This window comes from Ruegeria sp. (genome assembly GCF_965243365.1).
GTDB lineage: Bacteria > Pseudomonadota > Alphaproteobacteria > Rhodobacterales > Rhodobacteraceae > Ruegeria.
In genome coordinates, this window is the sequence record NZ_CBDEUW010000002.1 from 1944733 (window position 1) to 1961033 (window position 16301).

15 protein-coding genes are annotated in these 16301 nt (G+C 59.1%); 7 read left to right on the forward strand and 8 right to left on the reverse strand.

Annotated features, from left to right (window positions below; all coding sequences use genetic code 11):
• Window positions 1–26: 26 nt before the first annotated feature.
• The gene (gene trpS, locus ACP0GE_RS13335; protein WP_424832420.1) at window positions 27–1049 is read right to left on the reverse strand and encodes a tryptophan--tRNA ligase; all 1023 of its coding nucleotides are present in this window, start codon (window positions 1047–1049) and stop codon (window positions 27–29) included.
• An 86-nt stretch (window positions 1050–1135) separates the two neighbouring features.
• Between trpS and ACP0GE_RS13340 the strand changes: the two genes are divergently transcribed.
• Window positions 1136–1822 (forward strand): rhomboid family intramembrane serine protease, encoded by a 687-nt coding sequence (locus ACP0GE_RS13340; RefSeq protein ID WP_424832421.1) that lies wholly within the window; start codon window positions 1136–1138, stop codon window positions 1820–1822.
• Here ACP0GE_RS13340 and murJ read toward each other — a convergent pair whose 3' ends face one another.
• From murJ to ACP0GE_RS13355, 3 genes are read right to left on the reverse strand one after another with little or no spacing between them, the layout of a single operon-like run.
• Window positions 1823–3364 (reverse strand): murein biosynthesis integral membrane protein MurJ, encoded by a 1542-nt coding sequence (gene murJ, locus ACP0GE_RS13345; protein WP_424832422.1) that lies wholly within the window; start codon window positions 3362–3364, stop codon window positions 1823–1825.
• Entirely contained in the window at window positions 3361–6180 is a 2820-nt protein-coding gene (locus tag ACP0GE_RS13350) for a [protein-PII] uridylyltransferase (protein WP_424832423.1), read from the reverse strand. The genes murJ and ACP0GE_RS13350 overlap by 4 nt, the downstream gene beginning before the upstream one ends.
• Window positions 6140–7312 carry a penicillin-binding protein activator gene (locus tag ACP0GE_RS13355; protein ID WP_424832424.1) on the reverse strand — a complete coding sequence of 391 codons (1173 nt, stop codon included), beginning with the start codon at window positions 7310–7312 and terminating at the stop codon, window positions 6140–6142. Before ACP0GE_RS13355 ends, ACP0GE_RS13350 begins: the two co-directional genes overlap by 41 nt.
• Window positions 7313–7401: 89 nt before the next feature.
• On the opposite strand from ACP0GE_RS13355, the gene rsmI reads away from it, so the two are divergent.
• From rsmI to gshB, 3 genes are all read left to right on the forward strand, one after another.
• Window positions 7402–8259 (forward strand): 16S rRNA (cytidine(1402)-2'-O)-methyltransferase, encoded by an 858-nt coding sequence (gene rsmI / locus ACP0GE_RS13360; RefSeq protein ID WP_424832425.1) that lies wholly within the window; start codon window positions 7402–7404, stop codon window positions 8257–8259.
• A 1-nt stretch (window position 8260) separates the two neighbouring features.
• On the forward strand, window positions 8261–8632 hold the full coding sequence (locus ACP0GE_RS13365; RefSeq protein WP_424832426.1) for a YraN family protein: 372 nt from the start codon (window positions 8261–8263) through the stop codon (window positions 8630–8632).
• A gap of 61 nt (window positions 8633–8693) precedes the next feature.
• A complete protein-coding gene (gshB, locus tag ACP0GE_RS13370) occupies window positions 8694–9626 on the forward strand; it encodes a glutathione synthase (RefSeq protein WP_424832427.1) in 933 nt (310 codons plus the stop codon).
• Here the strand turns inward: gshB and ACP0GE_RS13375 are convergent.
• From ACP0GE_RS13375 to cobU, 4 genes are read right to left on the reverse strand one after another with little or no spacing between them, the layout of a single operon-like run.
• Window positions 9623–11137, reverse strand: a complete 1515-nt coding sequence (locus ACP0GE_RS13375; RefSeq protein WP_424832428.1) for a YifB family Mg chelatase-like AAA ATPase — start codon at window positions 11135–11137, stop codon at window positions 9623–9625. The two genes, gshB and ACP0GE_RS13375, sit on opposite strands and share 4 nt — an antisense overlap.
• A 47-nt stretch (window positions 11138–11184) precedes the next feature.
• Complete coding sequence (locus tag ACP0GE_RS13380; RefSeq protein WP_424832429.1) at window positions 11185–12069, reverse strand: glutathione S-transferase; 885 nt, start codon at window positions 12067–12069, stop codon at window positions 11185–11187.
• A gap of 58 nt (window positions 12070–12127) precedes the next feature.
• On the reverse strand, window positions 12128–12706 hold the full coding sequence (locus tag ACP0GE_RS13385; RefSeq protein ID WP_424832430.1) for a histidine phosphatase family protein: 579 nt from the start codon (window positions 12704–12706) through the stop codon (window positions 12128–12130).
• Window positions 12703–13224 carry a bifunctional adenosylcobinamide kinase/adenosylcobinamide-phosphate guanylyltransferase gene (gene cobU / locus ACP0GE_RS13390; RefSeq protein WP_424833854.1) on the reverse strand — a complete coding sequence of 174 codons (522 nt, stop codon included), beginning with the start codon at window positions 13222–13224 and terminating at the stop codon, window positions 12703–12705. Before cobU ends, ACP0GE_RS13385 begins: the two co-directional genes overlap by 4 nt.
• Before the next feature lie 102 nt (window positions 13225–13326).
• Here cobU and ACP0GE_RS13395 point away from each other — a divergent pair, with 102 nt between their 5' ends.
• The 3 genes from ACP0GE_RS13395 (at window position 13327) to coaBC (ending at window position 16286) form a co-directional block, all read left to right on the forward strand.
• Entirely contained in the window at window positions 13327–14205 is an 879-nt protein-coding gene (locus ACP0GE_RS13395) for an RNA polymerase factor sigma-32 (RefSeq protein ID WP_424832431.1), read from the forward strand.
• Window positions 14202–15026, forward strand: a complete 825-nt coding sequence (locus ACP0GE_RS13400; RefSeq protein ID WP_424832432.1) for a ChaN family lipoprotein — start codon at window positions 14202–14204, stop codon at window positions 15024–15026. Before ACP0GE_RS13395 ends, ACP0GE_RS13400 begins: the two co-directional genes overlap by 4 nt.
• A 63-nt stretch (window positions 15027–15089) precedes the next feature.
• Window positions 15090–16286: a bifunctional phosphopantothenoylcysteine decarboxylase/phosphopantothenate--cysteine ligase CoaBC gene (coaBC, locus tag ACP0GE_RS13405; RefSeq protein ID WP_424832433.1), complete on the forward strand. Its 1197-nt coding sequence runs from the start codon at window positions 15090–15092 to the stop codon at window positions 16284–16286.
• The last annotated feature ends 15 nt before the right edge of the window (window positions 16287–16301 follow it).

Below are 16301 nucleotides of genomic sequence, written 5' to 3' on the forward strand. Positions count from 1 at the left end.
TGAGGCAACGTCCAGCGCAATCAGCGCTATTTTGCGCCGACCATACCCACGATTTCGTAGGTCTGCTGCAAGATCGGGGCCGCTATCGCCCGTGCCCGTTCCGCACCTCGGGCCAGAATCCGGTCAATCTCGGCCTCTTCGCCCATCAACCGGGCCATTTCAGACGAAATCGGCGACAGTTTCTCGACCGCCAATTCAGCCAGCATCGGTTTGAACTCACCAAATTGCTTGCCGCCGACCTCGGCCAGAACCTGTTCCGAGGTCTGATCGCTGAGCGCGGCATAGATGCTAACCAGATTTCGCGCCTCGGGGCGATCCGCCAGACCATCGATTTCTGATGGCAGGGCATCCGGGTCCGTCTTCGCCTTGCGGATTTTCTTGGCGATGGTGTCGGTGTCGTCGGTCATGTTGATCCTGCTCATGTCCGAGGGGTCAGAGGACGACATTTTCCGCGACCCGTCCCGCAGATTCATCACGCGCGGTGCCGGGCCACCGATGACAGGCTCAGTCACAGGAAAGAAATCCACACCATAGTCGTGGTTGAACTTGATCGCGATGTCGCGGGTCAGTTCCAGATGCTGTTTCTGGTCTTCGCCAACCGGCACATGGGTCGCGTGGTAGACCAGAATATCGGCCGCCATCAGCGCCGGATAGGCAAACAAGCCCAACGCGGCGTTCTGTGAATTCTTGCCCGCTTTGTCCTTGAACTGAGTCATCCGCTGCATCCAGCCCATCCGGGCGACGCAGTTGAAAATCCACGCCAATTGAGTGTGCTCGGCCACCTGGCTCTGGTTGAACAGGATCGACTTTTCCGGGTCCAGACCAGCCGCGATAAAGCCCGCGCAAACTTCGCGGGTTTTTTCACGCAGACGATCCGGGTCTTGCCAGACAGTGATCGCGTGCAGGTCGACCATGCAGTAAATGGTCTCATACTCGTCGCCCTGCATATCCACAAAACGCTTGAGCGCACCCAGGTAGTTGCCAAGGTGCAGGTTTCCCGAAGGCTGGATGCCGGAAAACACGCGCGGCGTGAATTGGGTCTCAGTCATCGAAGGGAACTCCCGTCTGGAAAAATCAGCCCTCGTCGCTTACCCATGAGGCAAAGGGACGTCAACAGCCGCGAGAGGCCCGCCCAATGAGCAGTGAGCATTATGTGCCGCCCGTGAACCCATTGCCGCCGGTGGTTGCGGCGCTGGCGCTGTTCATCATGGGGATCGAGCTGGCCTTTATGTTGGGCAGCAAAGGGCTGATTGGTGGGCCTTCGGCGGTGGGCTGGCGGCTGGATGCGTTGCGGCAGTATTCCTTCTCGCCCGATATTCTTGACTGGATGATTCAGAACGGGCGCTGGCCGATCGAACATGTCATCCGTTTCGTGACCTATCCTTTTGTCTCGCGCTCTTTCACGCAGGCCATTTTCGTCTGCGTTTTTGTTCTGGCGATGGGCAAGATGGTGGCCGAGGTTTTTGGTGGCATTCGGATGCTGATCATCTTTGTGCTGTCCGGCGTGGGTGGCGCGTTGGCTTATGCACTGTTGCTGAATCCGACCTATCCGCTGATCGGAGGGTTCCCTCCGGTCTACGGCCTGATCGGAGCGTTCACATGGCTTCTGTGGAAGAAACTGTCTTTGGTGGGCGAAAATCAGGCGCGGGCCTTTCAATTGATCGCCGTGCTGATGGGCATTCAGTTCTTGTTCCGATTGCTGTTTGGTGGCGCGCCCGACTGGATTGCCGACCTGGGCGGATTCGCGACAGGCTTTGGGTTATCCTTCATTCTGGCTCCGGGAGGCTGGGCGCGGATCGTTGGGCGTATTCGCCGCGATTGATCAGGATCTGCGCAATGCGCGTTTGAAATCCGAGATATCGAAGGCCTTGAACAAATGCCCCAGAAAGAAATAGCTGGCCGCGGCGACTTTGATCAGCAGGATCAACGCCAGATAGCGCCAGCCTGACATTTCGAACGCCCACCCGAACAGATGGATCGCGGCAAAAAGGACCACCCCCATCCCTGCCGAGGCTGCCGTTATGCGCCACGCCCGGCGTTTGAAACGATCATCAAACCGTGCTTCCTCGCCCATTCGCCGTGCGCCGATGACCAGCAGAACGACCATCGCCCAGCCTGCGGTTGAGGTTGCGATTGCCGGTGCGATCCACCCGACCAGCGGATAAAGCCCAAAGGCCAAAACTGCGTTCACCACCATGGCGACCAATGCATAACGAAACGGAGATCGCGTATCCTCGCGCGCGAAGAACAGCGGCTGCAGCAGTTTCTGCAGCATGAAGGCAGGCAGGCCGATACCATAAATCGCAACCGCCAACGCCGTTGCGGTCGTATCTTCGGCGGTGAATTGGCCGCGCTGGAACAGGACCGACACAAGCGGGTTCGGGATGATCACAAAGGCCACGGTCGACGGGATGGTCAGCAGCAACATGAATTCACCCGCGCGCGAGAACGCGTTGCGTGCACCAGCTTTGTCGTCAGCGCGCAGGCGGCGGGACAGGTCGGGCAGCAAAACAATACCAACCGCGATCCCCACGACACCCAATGGTAGCTGGTACAGTCGGTCAGCGGCGAAAAGCCAGCTCACCGCCTTTTCTGTTTTCGAGGCCACCAGTTGCCCCACCACCAGATTGACCTGCGTTACGCCCATTGCCAGCGCGGCAGGGACCGCAATACGCACCAGATTGCGCATTTCCGGCGTCAGTCGCGGCATCCCGGGGCGGATGCGAAATCCTGCCCGCTCGGTCGCGATCCAGACAAGGGCCAGTTGGGCCACGCCTGCAATTGGGATGACGGTGATCAGCCACCGGATGACCTCACCCCCGGAAAGCGCGCCGAAGATAAGGGCCGAGCAGGCGAAGATGTTCAATAGAACCGGTGCTGCTGCGGCGGCGGCAAACCGACCCGTGGCGTTCAGAACGCCCGAAAACAGTGCGGCCAGCGACATGAACAGGATATAGGGAAAGACGACGTAGCCGTAGTCGACGGCCATATCGAACCGCTCATCGCCATAGAACCCTTCTGCCGTCAACCAGACCAGCGCGGGCATAAAAGCCATCGCAAGCCCGACAAGCGCCAAAACGGCCAATGCCAGCAGGTTGAACGCATCCTGCGCAAAACCTTCGGCGTTTTCGTCCCCTTCCAGGCGTTTCGAGAACATTGGCACAAAGGCCGCGTTGAATGCGCCTTCAGCAAAGAACCGGCGGAACATGTTGGGCAGGCGGAAGGCCGCGACGAATGCATCCATCACCGGGCCGGGTCCGATATAGGCAGTCAGCAGAATCTCCCGCAGAAAGCCCAGAATGCGGCTGGCCAGAGTCCAGAAACCGACCGTAAACAGGCCCGAGAACAGCCGTATCTGTTTCATGAGGCCGCGCGCTCCGCGCCTTCGGTGATGGCGGTGCGCAGTTTGCTTTCCAGGCTGCGCTGTTTGCTTTCCGAATGGTATTTCAGGCCGAACATGTCCTTGACATAGAAGGTGTCGACCACCTGTTCGCCATAAGTCGCAATCACTGCGTTGGCGATATAGACATTGGCCGCCGCCAGCGTCCGGGCCAGATCATAAAGCAAGCCGGGGCGGTCGCGGGTGTCGACCTCGATGATCGTGTAGATTTCAGAGCCGTCATTGTCGAAGGTGATATGCGTCGGAACATTGAACGCGCGTTCGCGTTTCTTGATCTTGTCGCGCGATTTCAGCGCATCGCGGGCCACGACCTCGCCTTTGAGGGTCTTGTGGATCATCTGGGTCAGGCGCGGCAGGCGAGACGCTTCGAACGGGTGGCCTTCGGCATCCTGAATCCAGAACGCATCCGTCACATAACCGTCCTTGGTGGTGTAGCTGCGCGCGTCGACAACATTGGCACCGACCAAAGCCAGAGCTCCTGCAATGCGTGAGAAGATGCCGGGGTGATCGGCCATGGCGAAACAGGCGCGGGTGGCGTCACGGTCTTCGTCCGGATGCAGGCGGATTTCCATGCCACCAGGGTCGTTACCCAGTTCCAGCGCTTGCAACATCTCGGCGAATTCCACATGCGCTGACAGATTCAGGCCCTGCCAATAGGGCGCATAATGGCGTCCGGTTTCCGTCTTGAGGTCACCTTTGGACCAATCCAGCAACGCAGTGCGCAGTGCCTTTTTGGCCTCGGCCCCACGGTTGGCGCGGTTCAGGTCTTCCATGCCGGTTTCCAGCGCCCGCTTGGTTTCGGCATGCAGGGCGCGCAGTAGCGTTGCTTTCCAGTTGTTCCAGGTGTTCGGCCCTACGCCACGAATGTCGCAGACGGTCAGAACAGTCAGTAAATCCAGCCGTTTGACCGTCTTCACCGCCTTTGCAAAATCGCGCACTGTTCGTGGATCAGAGATGTCGCGCTTCTGCGCCATATCCGACATCAGCAGATGATAGCGGACCAGCCATTCGACGGTTTCGGAATCCGCCTTGTTCAGCCCCAGGCGCGGCGCCACCTTACGGGCAATCTGCGCACCCAGGATCGAGTGATCCTCGGGCCGCCCCTTAGCGATGTCGTGCAGCAGAAGCGCCACATACAGAACCCTGCGATTGATCCCGCCCTCCAGAATGGACGAGGCCAGCGGCAGCGATTCCACCAGTTCGCCGCGTTCGATCTGAGCCAGATTGACGATGCATTGGATGGTGTGCTCGTCCACCGTATAACTGTGATACATATTGAACTGCATCATCGCCACGATGTGCTCGAACTCGGGCAGGAAGGCTGACAGAACGCCCAGTTCGTTCATCCGTCGCAGGGCGCGTTCCGGGTTGCCGTGTTTCAGCATCAGATCAAGGAAAATGCGCCGCGCTTCCTTGTCGTTGCGCATATCGTCGTCAATCAGGTTCAGATTGGCCGTGACCAGCCGCATGGCGTCCGGGTGGATCAGCAGGCCGGTGCGCAGCCCTTCTTCGAACAGGCGCAGAAGGTTGACCTTGTCGGACAGAAACTTGTCCGGATCAGCCACGTCCAGCCTACCGTGAACAACCTTGTAACCTGCCTTGACTCGGGGGCGACGGCGAAAGATGCGCTCTAGCATTGGCGCGCCCTTCATATGGGCCGCTTCCAGTTTGGTCAGGAATATCCGGGTCAGTTCACCAACGCGCGTTGCTTCGCGGAAATAGCGTTGCATGAAAATTTCAACCGCGCGCCGCCCGGCGCGGTCTTCATATCCCATGCGGTCGGCCACCTCGACCTGCAAATCGAATGTCAGCTGTTCAGTTGCGCGGCCAGTGATCAAATGCAGATGAGAGCGAACGGCCCACAGAAAATCCTCGGCCTGAACAAAACCTTCGAACTCTTCCGGGGTAAACAGGCCCAGCGGCACCAGCTCGGCCACGTCCTGTACGCCGTAGATATACTTGGCGATCCAATACAGCGATTGCAGGTCGCGCAGCCCGCCTTTGCCTTCTTTGACGTTGGGCTCGACCATGTAACGCTGGCCCTGTTTCAGATGCCGGGCGTCGCGTTCCTGCAGTTTGGCTTCGATGAATTCTCGTTCGCTGCCCTTGAACAGATCGGCCTTCAGGCGCTGCTCCAGCTCATCTGCCAACGCCCGGTTGCCTGCCAGATAGCGCTGTTCCAGCATCGCGGTGCGGATGGTGAAATCGTCGGCCCCCAAACGCAGGCAGTCTTTTATGGTGCGAGAGGAATGGCCAACCTTCAGCCGCAGATCCCAAAGGATATACAGCATGGATTCGATCACACTTTCTGCCCAGGCGGTGATCTTGTAGGGGGTCAGGAACAGTAGATCCACGTCCGAAGACGGCGCCATTTCCCCGCGCCCATATCCGCCCACTGCCATCACGGCGATCTTTTCGCCCCGTGTCGGGGTGGCCAGCGGATGCAGATGCTCACTGGCGACCCGCATGGCCGTGCAAACCAGTTGATCGGTCAGATAGGTGTAGGACCGGGTTAAAGGGCGCGCATCAAAAGGCCGTTGGGCAAAGGCGGCTGCAATCGCTGCGCGACCAGTCTTTTGCGCCTCACGCAGGACGCGCACGGTCTCAGCCCGTAGGGCCGCGTTGTCGGTACCGGCCTCATAGGCCGCAGACAGTTGGGCCGAGACACCGGCGCTGTCGAAAATCTCGTCCGCCGGGCAGATCAGCTCGCCATCTGGCGCGCTGGTCTGAACGGGTTGATCAGAATCCGGCGCCTGAGAAACTTTGTGGGGCAGGGTCAATCACTACTACCTGTTTATTCTGGATCGTGGCCACGGCCAGACCGCGTTCGTTTGTACCGTTCGGACGCAGGCGGAATATGCCTCCGACGCCCTGGAAACCCGCGTTCTGCGTCAACGCCGCGGCGGACAGAGCGTTCGAGTTTCCCTGACTGACCAATGCTGCAATGGCGGCGATGCCGTCATAGGCCAAACCGCTGATTGGGTGTGGCGCTTCACCATAAGTGTTGTTGTACCGCTGACGATACGCTGTTGCCTTGGCCGGGTCCGGCAGGGCGAACCAGCCGCCCTGAACACCCGGCAATTCCAGCGTTTGCGCCGGGATATCCCAGCGGGTCAGACCGATGTACTGGACCGTTGCCGGGGAAACTCCGGTCTCGGGCAACAATTGCGTCAGCAAGGGCAAAGCCCCGGCAGTGGTTGCCGTCATGAAAATCGAATCAGAGCCGGTATTGTCCACGGTCGCCTTGATCGTCGGGACGGAATTGATCACGCCTTGCTGCGACCGGTCATAACCGACCGTTCCGGCATTGTTGATCCGGCTGTTGGTCAGCGCGCCCGCAATCGCGGCTTGGCCCTGGTTGCCGGCTGCATCGTTGCTGTGAACAATGACCATTCCGGTTTTGCCCTGCTGGCCTGCATAGCTGACCAACCGGTTCGCTGTGTTTTCAAAAGTGGGGCCCAGGACAAAAACATTACCCCCGGCGATACTTGTGTTGTTCGAAAAGGACAGGACGTTGACATTGTCATTCAGCACTGCAAGGCCTGCTGCGTTGGCGGCTTGCGAATAAACTGGGCCGATAATGATTTTGGCACCATCCGCAACAGCCTGTTGCGCAACCGCAGTGGCCGTTGTTGCATTGCCCGCTGTGTCATAGACTCGCAGATCGATCTGAACGTTCTGCAAATCGGACATCGCCAGTCGCGCCGCATTTTCCAGGCTGCGCGCCAAGGATTCGTCACCGGAATTCGTGGACCCGGCTGGCACCAGCAGGGCAACAGGCACTGGCTTTGAGGTGTTGATCGACGGCCCTCCGCCCAGTCCGCCGGGTTCGCACGCGGCCAGAAAAGCTGCGGTGGCCAGGATGGCGGCGGATTTCGCAAGTTTGCCAACGGGCTTGCAAACGGTAAACATCTAAAAGAAAACTCCCTGATCCGGCGGCTTGTCGGCGCTGCTGTTGTATCGAGCCGCGATAATAAACGTCACGCTGTGAGGGTCCAGCTTTGAATTTCCAAAAGGTCAGATTGAGCGCGGGTCTGTATTTTGTTGCCACGCCAATCGGCACGGCGCGCGACATAACGCTCAGGGCTTTGGACGTGTTGGCCTCGGCGGATATGATCGCAGCCGAAGACACCCGCAGCCTGCGACGGCTGATGGAGATACACGGCGTTCCCTTGGAAGGTCGCTATATTCAGGCCTATCATGACCATAGCGGAGCAAGTGCGCGGGCCAAAATCATCGAGGCGTTGGAGCAAGGGAAATCCGTCGCTTACGCCTCGGAAGCCGGGATGCCCCTGATTGCGGATCCGGGTTATGATTTGGGCAAAGAAGCCGCCGAAGCAGGTTTTACTGTCACCTGCGCCCCCGGGGCCTCAGCCGTTTTGACTGCTTTGACTTTGGCTGGGCTGCCAACAGATGCGTTCTTTTTCGCAGGTTTCCTGCCAAATGCGGCTGGCGCACGGCGCGCGCGAATCGAGGCGCTGCGCGACATACCGGGCACGCTGGTTGTCTACGAATCGCCAAAACGCCTTGCTGTGAGCCTTGCGGATCTTTCTCTGGTTTTGGGAAAGGATCGCGCTGGCGCCGTTTGCCGCGAGTTGACCAAGAAATTCGAAGAGGTCCGGCGCGGTACATTGGGTGATTTGGCTGAGGACTTCCAGAACAGGTCTGTCAAAGGCGAAATTGTCGTGATGGTGGATCGCGGCCATTCGCCAACTGTTAACGAATCTGACGTAGACCAGGCTTTGATGAAGGCCCTGGAAACGCATTCTGTGCGTGACGCCGCTGATCTTGTGTCAGAGATGTTCAATCTTCCGCGTCGGCCGATTTACCAGAAGGCTTTGAAGCTGGGGAAGGGATAACATGACCAGTCGATCTGTGCGGGGTTCGGTTTCTTTTCACGCGGGTCAGGCGGCTGAAATGCATGTGGCCGCCGACTATCAGCGGCGTGGCTTTTCCATTGCACATCGTCGCTGGCGTGGGGCGGGTGGTGAAATCGACCTGATTGCGCGGGATGCGAACGGTCTTGTATTCATCGAGGTCAAGAAAAGCACCAGTTTCGATCAGGCGGCGGCCCGGATCAGCCGACGGCAGATGGATCGCATCTGCGCCTCGGCCGCGAAGTTTCTGGAGCAAGAGCCTGAGGGCCAACTGACAAATGTGCGTTTTGATGCAGCGTTGGTGGACGCCACAGGTGCTGTTCAAATTATCGAAAATGCATTCGGGCAAGCCTGATCACCATTGAACCCTCGGACATGCTGAGCCATGTATCAGGCGTCAATACGAGGGACGCACCATGAAAATCGCCTTTCAGATGGACCCGATCGGGGCCGTCGATATCAACGCCGACAGCTCGTTCCGTTTGGCTGAAGAGGCTCAGTCACGCGGTCACCAGCTGTTTTTCTACGGCCCGGATCAACTGGCTTATCAAGAAGGGCGTATCACCGCGCGTGGCCATGATATGACCGTCCAGCGCGTTCCTGGGGACCCCGCGGTGCTTGGCCCCGAGCGCGACGTTGATTTGGCCGATTTCGACGTGGTCTGGCTGCGTCAGGACCCTCCATTCGATATGCATTACATCACATCGACCCACCTGCTGGACCGGCTGAAGGTGCAGGCTTTGGTGGTTAATGATCCGTTTTGGGTGCGAAATTATCCCGAGAAGCTGTTGGTTCTGGATTTTCCCGATTTGACGCCGCCAACTACGATTGCCCGCGACTTGCAAACCATCAAAGCGTTCAAGGAAAAGCATCAGGACATCATCCTGAAACCGCTCTATGGCAATGGTGGTGCCGGGGTATTCCGTCTGGACGCCAATGATCGCAACCTGGCATCACTGCATGAACTGTTTATCGGATTTTCCCGCGAACCGCTGATTGTACAGAAATTCCTGCCCGACGTGCGCAACGGGGACAAACGGGTGATTCTGGTGGACGGAGAGCCGGTTGGCGCGATCAATCGCGTTCCGGCCGAAGGGGAAACCCGTTCCAACATGCATGTAGGTGGTCGGCCCGAGAAGATCGGGTTAAGCGAACGTGACCTTGAAATCTGTGCTGCAATCGGCCCGTTGCTGAAGGAAAAAGGTCAGATTTTCGTCGGTATCGATGTGATCGGTGACTACCTGACTGAAATCAATGTGACCTCGCCCACCGGCATCCAAGAGTTGGAGCGGTTCGATGGTGTCAACATTGCCGGAAAAATCTGGGACGCGATCGAAGCCAAAATCTAGGCCGCAACCCGGGCGCTGATGCGGAAACTCAGCGCCTCGGCCATATGCGGGCGTCGGATGTCGGCGCTGCCCTCCAAATCAGCGATGGTTCGGGCGACCCGTAGGATGCGGTGAAACGCACGCGCCGAAAGGCCGAACCGTTCAGCGGCCTTGATCAGCAGATCTTTGCCCTCAGCATCCGGAGCGGCGATTTCTTCGAGCATTTTACCTTCGACATCCGCGTTTTGGCGGGTTTCCGGCAGGTCGCGAAACCGCGCAGCCTGAACATGCCGCGCGGCTTCGACTCGGGCCGCAACGGTGGCCGAACTGTCGCCAGATGGTGGTAAATCGAGATCGGTAAATCCGACCGGGGGAACTTCGATCCGCAGGTCGAACCTATCCATCAGCGGGCCTGAGATCCGCCCCAAATAGTCCTCGCCACATCCGGGCGCACGCGAACACGCGCGCGCCGGATCGGTCAGGTACCCGCATTTGCAGGGGTTGGCCGCAGCAACCAACATGAAACGGCAGGGGTATTTCACATGGGCATTGGCGCGGGCGACCATGACTTCGCCTGTCTCAATGGGCTGTCGAAGGGTTTCCAAAACGGTGCGCGGGAACTCCGGGAACTCGTCCATGAACAGGACACCATTGTGCGCCAGCGAGATTTCTCCGGGCTTGGCTCCCTTTCCGCCTCCGACGATGGCAGCCATCGAGGCTGTGTGGTGTGGTTCCCGGAAGGGGCGGGACCGGCTGATGCCGCCTTCGTCAAGCAACCCGCATAAAGAGTGGATCATCGAAGTTTCCAACGCTTCGGTCGGCGTCAGCGGGGGCAAGATACCAGGAAGACGGGCCGCCAGCATGGATTTTCCGGAACCCGGCGTGCCGATCATGATCAGGTGGTGCCGCCCCGCTGCGGCGATTTCCAGCGCGCGTTTGGCGCGTTCCTGACCCTTTACATCGCGAAGATCGCGTAAGCTGTGCGCCAGAGTAACCTCGCCCGGCGCTGCGGCTGCAATTGGAGTCTGGCCGGTGAAATGGCGCACGACATCGCCCAGGGATTCTGCGCCTATGACCTGCGTTGCGTCCACCCATGCGGCTTCGGCGCCGGACGCACGGGGGCAGAGCAGCGCCCGATCCTCGGTCGCAGCCGTCATCGCGGCGGGCAGGGCGCCAACTACGGGCACCAATGAGCCATCGAGAGACAGCTCACCCAATGCGACCGACCCCTCAGCGGCGTCAGAGGGGATGATTTCCAGTGCCGACAGCAGAGCGACTGCGATGGGCAAGTCGAAATGGCTGCCCTCTTTGGGCAGGTCCGCCGGGGAAAGGTTGATGGTGATCCGCTTTGACGGCAGCGCGATGGCCATCGAACTGAGCGCGCTGCGTACCCGGTCGCGCGCCTCGGACACCGCCTTGTCCGGCAGGCCTACGATCGAAAACGCTGGCAGCCCAGGCGAGACGGCGCATTGCACTTCGACCGGGCGGGCCTCGACCCCCTGAAAGGCAACGGTATGAGCGCGGGCGACCATGGTAATCCTGTTCTTGGTTAACAGGACGTTGCTGCCACGGCTGCGGTTTAAGAAGTGTTAACGCTGTCGACCATCGCCTTGAATTTTGGCCAGGCACCGGGATCTGCGACGGTTTTGTTGCGGCAAAACGGATTGCAAAACCCCCAGACCTGACCGTCGAGTTCCAGAAAATCGGCCACGGGTTTGCCCGAATATGGGCAATTGGAATTGAGCGATGGCGCGTTTGAAACAGCCTTGGCGTGGGAAACACCCCCGATTGGCCACGGTCGCGACGGCAAATTCTGGGCGTAGGGGAACGGAGCGTAAGGCACCGTCAAACCCATTGCGCGCCATTGCCGGACAGAGACATCTGCCAAAAGCTGGTGGCAGTAAGACAAGTTTTCATCTGAAACCGGAAGACCATAGCCGACTATACGAGCAGCGACCGGGGTATAAAAAACATCAGCCAGCGAATAACGTCCGAACAGCGGGCCAGAAGATGCACCCGACACCGAACGTGCGTGCGCCCATAAGGTTTCGATGCGCTCCAGGTCGGCAAGGGTCGCGGATGACGGTTCAAACCCCTCCCAACACTGTTTCAGTTGCATTGGGCACTGCCCACGCAATGCTGTGAAGCCTGCCACCATCTCAGCACAGAGCCATCGGGCCGTTGCACGGGCCGAGGGATCCTTTGGCCAAAGATGTGCCTCTGGATGACGCTCGGCCAGTGTTTCGGCCATAGCCAGGGATTCTCCAACAACTGTACTGTCGGGCAATTGCAAGGCTGGAACCAACCGCGCCGGGGTCAACGGTTGCATGTCTTCGGCCATGGTGCCGGAATACAGCCCGATCATATGGCTGCGATAGGGCAGGCCAAACTTTTCCAGCATGAGCCAGCCGCGTAGCGACCAGCTAGAGAACAGGCGATCGCCGATATAAAGATCATAAGTCATTGCACAACGATGTCTGACGTTGCCTAACAGGTAAATCAGAGAATTGTGCGCTACCTGATCACGGTCGGTGATTGATGCGGCCGACGGACCACTGATCTTGGGCAATGGTAATCTCGGACACCGACAGGTTGTCGATCCGATGTGAAAAGGCTTGTTGGGCGTTGATGCCAAGCGCGCGTTGGAGCTGTGTTAGGATGACTCCGAAATGCGCGACCAGGATCAAATCCCGCCCCTTGTATTGGGCGATTAACCCATCAACCGCGGCATCGACCCGGGCCCGTACGTCGTTCCAGCTTTCGCCCTGTGGCGGACGGACCTCACCGGGGTTGTCCCAATAGGCGAAGGCCAGTTCGGGGTCTTCCGCCTCGATCTCTTTGAAGCTGCGCAGCTCCCATGTGCCGAAATTGATCTCGCGCAGGTCCGTGTGATGGGGCAGGCGCCGACGATTACCCTGGATGGCCGACGCGGTGTCGACCGCGCGAGACAGGTCCGAGGATACGACGATGGCGTCAGTTGGAAAATGCGCGTGCAGCCGCTCGATCGCTGTGTGATCGCTCAGGTCGGCGGGGATATCAGACCATCCGACCATGGTTTTCGCATGTGTCGGACCATGGCGAACAAGGTGCAGCCGGGTCACGGCAATTGGCCTTTCAAAACCAGTGGCAACCCTGCCGTGACTTGGACAACGACATCGGCCTGTGCTGCTAAGGCAATGTTCAACCGCCCCTGCGCCTCACGAAATCTGCGAGACAGGGCATTATCGGGAACGATCCCGTGCCCCACCTCGTTCGAGACGATCACAATCTGCCCCTCGCAGGTCTTCAGCGCCTGAAGTAATTTGCCCTGCTCGTGCAGCAGATCGTTTTCGGCCAAAAGGTGATTGGTCAGCCACATTGTGGCACAATCTATCAGGCAGACATCACCGGAAGTCAGACCTGCCAAGGTGGGGGTGAGATCAAAAGGGGCCTCGACTGTGGTCCAACCGCTGCCTCGTTGTGCAATATGGTGCTTAACTTTTAGGCGCATTTCATCATCAAACACTTGTGATGTCGCCAGATAGAATCGATTTTTGCCCGAAGAAACAACCAGTTGCTCGGAAAAGGCGGACTTTCCAGAAGCCGCTCCACCCAAAACAAAGGTTAAATCGGGACGCACTATTATTACCTTTCTAGTGATCCAACCGGTTTTGCCCTGCGTATCGACCACAGGTCGGCAAGGCAAGCCCGGCCCGCGCCTATGTCAAAAGGGGAGATTTGCATGGCACTGGACAATGCAAGTGATTTTTCGATGTCCCGGCAGGCGATGAAGGCCGAGTTGCTGGATGCCGAAACCGAGTTGCAACTTGCCTACGCATGGAGGGATCAACGGGATGAGCAGGCGCTGCACCGTCTGATTACCGCCTATATGCGCTTGGCCATTTCGATGGCCGCCAAGTTCAAACGCTATGGCGCGCCAATGAATGACCTTATCCAAGAGGCCGGTCTGGGCCTGATGAAAGCCGCTGACAAGTTTGATCCTGACCGCGGCGTTCGTTTTTCGACTTATGCCGTATGGTGGATCAAGGCCAGCATTCAGGACTATGTGATGCGCAACTGGTCGATGGTGCGTACCGGTTCGACCTCCTCACAGAAATCGCTGTTTTTCAACATGCGCCGCGTGCAGGCACGTCTGGAACGCGAAGCCGCGACCGAGGGGCTGGAACTGGATCGCCATCAATTGCACCAGATGATCGCCGCCGAGATCGGTGTTCCCTTGCGTGATGTTGAGATGATGGAAGGCCGTTTGGCGGGGTCGGATTTTTCGCTGAACGCCATCCAGTCGGCCGATGAAGACGGGCGTGAGTGGATCGATGCGCTGGAAGACGAGAGCGAACAGGCCGCCGAGGCCGTCGAACACAGCCATGATACGCGGCAGCTGCGGGAATGGCTGGTTGCGGCCATGCAGGCCCTGAACGAACGAGAGCGTTTCATTGTCAGCGAACGTAAGCTGCGTGAACCGTCGAGGACCCTGGAAAGCCTTGGGCAAGAGCTGGGCCTGTCAAAGGAACGCGTCCGTCAGCTTGAGGCCGCAGCCTTTGTGAAGATGCGCAAGAACCTTGAAGCGCAGTCGCGCGAGGTGCAACACTTCTTCGCATGAAACATATTGCGAATCTGGTACTTACCTGCGGGTTTCTGGTTGCGCTATTGCAGCCGGCTGCGGCTGGCGATTTGATCCCTGACGATGTGCTCGCTGACATGCGATCTGCGGATGTGGTAATTCTGGGCGAAATCCATGACAACCCGAACCATCACCTCGTTCAGACTGAGGCAATAGAAGCGATCGAACCTTCGGCTGTTGTCTGGGAAATGGTGACGGAAGAAGGTGCGCAGCGTTTGGCGCAAACCGCTGCTTCCAACCCCGAAGAACTGTCCCGCATCTTGCGTTGGGCCGAATCCGGCTGGCCCCCTCTCAGCATGTATTATCCGGTATTTCAGGCCTCGGACGCGCCGGTTTACGGCGCTATGGTTCCCCGCACGGCGGCTCGCGCTGCGATGGAGCGTGGGGCGGCGACCGCGTTGGGGGCCGATGCGGCACGCTATGGTTTGACGGTTCCGTTGTCGCCAGAAGATCAGGCCGCGCGAGAGGCAGAGCAGCTGGCTGCCCATTGCAACGCTTTGCCTGCCGAGGCGTTGCCCCAGATGGTTGCGATCCAACGCTTGCGGGATGCGGTTTTAACGCGCGCGGTCCTTCGGGCAACGGATGAAACCGGCGGACCCGTTGCGGTGATCACCGGCAATGGCCACGCGCGCAAGGATCAGGGAGTTCCGACATTTCTGACGCGCCTTCGCCCGGGCTTGAAGGTGTTTGTGTTGGGGCAGTCCGAAGATGGCGTCGTTCACGGAGAGTTTGACGCGATCATCGACAGCCCTGCGGTCGAGCGCGAGGACCCCTGCAAAGCATTCGAGACTGGGAATTAACCGCTGGAACTGCCCGGTCGCCTTGCCTAAGGTCAGGACCGACCGGGACGGGAAGGGCTGAACATGCTGGCATCCAAACGTATTCTGCTGATTATCGGAGGCGGTATCGCGGCCTATAAGACGTTGGATCTGATCCGGCGGCTGCGCGAGCGAGGTGCTTCGGTTACCCCTGTTCTGACCCGCGCTGCAGAGGAATTCGTGACGCCCTTGTCGGTTTCTGCCCTGGCGGGTGAAAAGGTCTATCGCGATCTGTTCGATCTGACGGATGAGGCCGAGATGGGGCATATCCAACTGTCGCGGTCGGCTGATCTGTTGGTGGTTGCTCCGGCGACGGCTGACCTGATGGGCAAGATGGCTGGTGGCTTGGCGAATGATCTGGCCTCGACGCTGTTGATGGCAACGGACACGCCGGTTTTGTGTGCGCCTGCGATGAATGTGCGGATGTGGGATCACCCTGCCACCCAGCGCAATCTGGCGCAGTTGCAGGCGGACGGCGTTCGATTTGTCGGCCCGAACGAAGGCGATATGGCCTGCGGGGAGTTCGGCCCCGGACGCATGTCTGAGCCGTTGGAAATTGTTGCTGCTATCGAGGCCGCGCTGGGCGACGGGCCTCTCAGCGGTAAGCGTGTGCTTGTCACCTCGGGGCCGACACATGAGCCGATTGATCCGGTGCGCTATATCGCCAACCGATCTTCCGGGGCTCAGGGCGCAGCGGTGGCGCGAGCGCTGGCCGCGTTGGGTGCTGAAGTAATTTTTGTCACAGGCCCGGCCGACGTTCCCCCTCCGGAAGGGGTGCAGGTTGTGCCCGTCGAAACGGCGCAGCAGATGTCTGATGCCGTGGATGCAGCTCTGCCGGTTGATGCGGGGGTGTTCGCCGCTGCGGTGGCTGATTGGCGGGTGGCATCGGCTTCGGACCAGAAACTCAAGAAAAGCCGTGATGGCCTGCCGACGCTGGAATTTGCCGAGAACCCGGACATTCTGAAACGCGTTGCTCAGATGGATCAGGGCCGCCCGCCGCTGGTCGTCGGGTTCGCTGCGGAAACAGATAACGTCGTCGACCACGCCACGGCCAAGCGCGCGCGAAAAGGTTGCGACTGGATTGTGGCCAACGATGTCAGCCCTGCCACGGGGATCATGGGCGGGTCAGAAAACGCAGTGACTTTGATTTCGGAAGATGGGGCAGAGGAATGGCCCCGCATGGCAAAGGATCAGGTGGCGCAAAAACTGGCGGCAAAGATCGCCGACGCCTTGCGCGATTGACACCCGCAACCCAAC